The sequence below is a fragment of the Gilvimarinus sp. 1_MG-2023 genome, assembly GCF_030548285.1.
Map to the genome: position 1 here is coordinate 1 of NZ_JAUOSC010000932.1, position 276 is coordinate 276.

Genomic DNA, 276 nt, shown 5'->3' on the forward strand with positions numbered 1-276 from the left:
GCTTTCTGCTTGCGCATTCGCCATTTGGGTATCCGGTTTCTCTATATCCAGGCTTTGCACGGCAATAACGGCCTGGGTTCGGGTGCGGACACCCAGCTTGCGGAAAATAGCCGTAACGTGGGCCTTGATGGTGGCTTCGCTGACTTCAAGGTCGTAGGCAATCTGCTTGTTCAGCATCCCTTCGGCCATCATGGTCAGTACCCGAAATTGCTGCGGTGTCAGGCTGGCCAGACGCTCGGCAATATCCAGTGCATTCTGGTTCGGGTGGTGTTGGTG

The 276-nt window shown here is 55.8% G+C and carries 1 protein-coding gene; it reads right to left on the reverse strand.

What is annotated here, in order from left to right; all coding sequences use genetic code 11:
* Positions 1-276: response regulator transcription factor (locus tag Q4563_RS19605; protein ID WP_303605710.1), on the reverse strand; the 276-nt coding region annotated here is incomplete at both ends.